This is a genomic window from Bradyrhizobium sp. P2_E8 (genome assembly GCF_056403875.1).
Genome location: NZ_JBFUES010000798.1, coordinates 1 through 3,529, shown reverse-complemented (window position 1 = coordinate 3,529; position 3,529 = coordinate 1). Strand labels below are relative to the sequence as shown.

At 60.6% G+C, this 3,529-nt stretch carries 4 protein-coding genes; all 4 read left to right on the top strand.

All coding sequences use genetic code 11. The annotated features are described in order from the left end of the window. Positions 1-48 precede the first annotated feature (48 nt). On the top strand, positions 49-1,389 hold the full coding sequence (locus tag AC1D00_RS32025) for an ABC transporter substrate-binding protein (RefSeq protein ID WP_135175383.1): 1,341 nt from the start codon (positions 49-51) through the stop codon (positions 1,387-1,389). Positions 1,390-1,520: 131 nt separating this feature from the next. Then, positions 1,521-2,459, top strand: coding sequence for a carbohydrate ABC transporter permease (locus AC1D00_RS32020; RefSeq protein WP_135175382.1), 939 nt, complete (start codon positions 1,521-1,523; stop codon positions 2,457-2,459). Then, complete coding sequence (locus AC1D00_RS32015) at positions 2,459-3,370, top strand: carbohydrate ABC transporter permease (protein ID WP_027542845.1); 912 nt, start codon at positions 2,459-2,461, stop codon at positions 3,368-3,370. The genes AC1D00_RS32020 and AC1D00_RS32015 overlap by 1 nt, the downstream gene beginning before the upstream one ends. A 6-nt stretch (positions 3,371-3,376) precedes the next feature. Continuing rightward, positions 3,377-3,529 (top strand): ATP-binding cassette domain-containing protein (locus AC1D00_RS32010; RefSeq protein ID WP_477013413.1); only part of this gene is annotated, 153 nt, incomplete at its 3' end.

The window sequence follows — 3,529 nt, the reverse complement described above, 5'->3', positions numbered from 1 at the left end:
GTTTAAGAGGAAACGCTAGAACAATAAAACACCAAGCGAGGAAACGAGATGTCACGCAAGAAGCTCACGCGGCGACAATTTGTGGCCGCAACTGCCATGTCCTCCGCAGCCTTGATCACCGCGCCCTACGTGCGCGGCGCCTACGCCGCCGGCAAGCTCTCGATCGGCTTCTGGGACCACTGGGTACCCGGCGCCAACGACAGCTCCAGGGCTCTCGTCAACGAATGGGCCGCGAAGGAAAAGGTCGAAGTCTCGATCGACTACATCACCAGCAACAACAAGAAGATCGAGCTGACCGTTGCCGCCGAAGCGCAAGCCAAATCCGGTCATGACATTCTTCAGATGTACACCTGGTGGCCGCATGCTTATGCCGAGCAGCTAGAACCGGTGAACGACGTCGTGGAGCCGGCGATCAAGCAGAACGGTGAAGTGAACGGCACCGTGAAATATCTCGGACAGGCGGCCGGCAAATGGCTTGCCGTCCCCGCCACCCCCGGGAGCCAGATCAAGGGGCCCTGCACCCGCATTGATCTGATGAAGAAGTACGCGGGTATCGATATTCAGGAACTGTACCCCGCGGGCGCACCGCCGAAAGCGGACAGCTGGAACATGGAGACATTCCTCAAGGCCGCCGAAGCTTGTCAGAAAGGCGGCTTCGCCTTCGGCATCGGCCTCGGCGAAACCACCGACAGTGTCGACACAGCGGGTGCGATCTTCCAGTCGTTCGGCGCCGAACTCGTCAACGCCAAGGGCGAGCCCACGGTGAAGACCGATCAGGTCCGTCAGGCGCTCGAATATTACAAGAAGCTGATCGCCTTCCTGCCACCGGACGCACCATCCTGGGATGACGCCTCGAACAACAAATGGCTGATCTCCGGCCGGGGCGCCCTCATCATGAATCCGCCAAGCGCCTGGGCGGTGGCCAAGCGCGACGCACCGCAGGTCGCCGAACAATGCTGGACGCACGGCTTCCCGTCCGGCCCGAAAGGGCGCTTTGCGCCCTATCTGCCGTACTACTGGGGTCTCTGGAACTTCTCCAAGAACAAGGAAGCGGCCAAGAGCCTGCTCACCCATTTGTCGCAGGCGTCGTCGATCGAGAAGTTCGTCTCTGCCAGCGGTGGCTACGACCTGCCCGCCTATGCGAAAATGACGACGTTGAAGACGTGGGCCGAGGTAGAGCCGCCGAAGGGAACGCTCTATCACTATCCCAACCCCCACAATCATCAGACGCTGTCGATTGCGGCCTCTCCTGCACCGCCAAAGATTGCCCAGCAGATCTACGCGCAGGCGATCCTGACCAAGATGGCGCTCCGCTTTGCGCAGGGAGAGAAGATGGAGACCACGCTCGCCTGGGCCGAGGGCGAGTGCGAAGGCTTCATGCGAACCTGAACCGGGATGTGCAACGGCGGTTCACGCCTCCGGCATGAGCCGCCAGCACAATCCGCCGTTCGATGTTGATCCGATGAAGCCGACCGCGCGGCCGGCTTCGCGAACAGACATTCTGAAAGGAAGGTTCGGTCATGGCCGATGTCGTCGTTCAGCACGCTCGCGCCGCTCGCACAACGAGCGCACGCAAGGGAGGGAGCCTGCACAATGCGTTGAGGCGAAAATCGACCGTGGCGTTTTTCCTGACGCTGCCGCTGATCCTGCTGATCGCACTGTTCGTACTCTACCCTGCTCTGTTCTCGATTCACCTTGCGTCGCTGAACAAGTCGATGCAGAAATTCGTCGGCTTCGGTAACTTCACCTTCCTGTTCAAGCGCGAGACGTTCTGGATGGTGGTGAAGCAGTCCTGCATTTTCGCGGTCACCGCCGTGTTCTTCAAAGCGCTGATCGGCTTCATCGTCGCGCATTTCGTGCACAACATTCCGGCCAAGGGTCAGCGCAAATGGCGCGGCATGCTGCTGGTGCCCTGGGTGATCCCACCGGCGATGAGCACGCTGGCCTGGCTGTGGCTGTTCGACCCCTCCTACAGCGCCTTCAACTACACACTCTCCTTGTTCGGCATCGGCCCCATCAACTGGCTCGGCGATGCCGCCTGGGCGCGCTTTTCCGTCATTCTCGTCAACGTCTGGTACGGCGCACCGTTCTTCCTGATCATGTATCTGGCGGCGCTGAAATCGGTGCCGGACCAGCTCTACGAGGCCGCCGCGATCGACGGTGCCAATTGGTGGCAGAAGATCTGGTTCATCACCCTTCCGATGATGCGCAACATCATCGCCATCACCACCCTGTTCTCGCTGATCGTCACCTTCGCCAATTTCGACATCGTACGCATCCTGACCTCGGGCGGGCCGCTCGACCAGACCCAGATCTTCGCGACCTACGCGTTCCGGGTCGGCATCGAGAGCAACGACATTCCGCTCGGCGCCAGTGTCTCCTTGTTCATGGTCCCCATTCTCGCCGTCGCAGCGATCTTCATCCTGCGCGACGTCAACAAACGTGGGAACGAGTCGTGATGAGCACGCTTGCAATCGACAAGGGCGGTCCGCGGCGCAAGGTCAAATATGGCAGCATGAGCCGCGACCGCGCCTGGGCGCTGCGCTGGTCCTATTTCTTCCTGGTGCTGTTCGCGATCTTCTTTCTGACGCCGCCGCTCTACATGGTGATCACCTCGCTCAAGAGCAGCGCGGAGATCTCGGCGGCGACCAATCCTTGGTGGGTATTCCACCCGACGCTGGCGAACTATGTCGAACTCCTGACGTCGAACCAATTCCTCCGGTTCTTCTGGAATTCGTCTATCGTGTCCCTGGTGGTCGTGGTCGTCACGATGCTGATCAGCATACCTGCGGCCTTTGCGCTGGCGCGGATGAAATTCTGGGGCTCGACGACGCTCGCCACCGGCGTATTCCTGACCTACCTGGTCCCGGACAGCCTCCTCTTCATCCCGCTGTTCAAGATGCTGGCGCTGGTCCAGGACATCACCGGCATCACGCTGCTGAACCGCTGGTACGTGCTGCTGTTCATCTATCCGACACTGACGGTGCCGTTCTGCACCTGGATCATGATCGGCTATTTCGCCTCGATCCCGAAGGAGCTCGACGAGGCCGCGATCATCGACGGCGCCTCCTGGCTCCAGACCCTGACGCGGATYTTCATCCCCGTCGCCCTGCCCGGCCTGATCGCCGCGACCATCTTCGCATTCACGGTGTCCTGGGCGCAGTTTCTCTATCCCCTGGTGTTCACGACGTCGATCGATCAGCTCGTGCTGCCGGTCGGCATCACCACCACGCTGATCAAGGGCGATGTCTTCAACTGGGGACAGATCATGACCGGCGCACTGCTCGGCGCAGCGCCGCCGCTGATCATCTATGCTTTCCTGATGGACTACTACATTGCCGGCCTGACCGCCGGCGCGACAAAGGGTTGATGTCTCATGGCTGACGTTGCATTGCGGAAGGTGGTCAAGCGTTACGATGATGTCGAAGCCGTTCGCGGCATCGACCTTGATATCGCCGACCATGAGTTCATCGTGCTGGTGGGGCCCTCGGGCTGCGGCAAGTCGACGACGCTACGCATGATCGCAGGC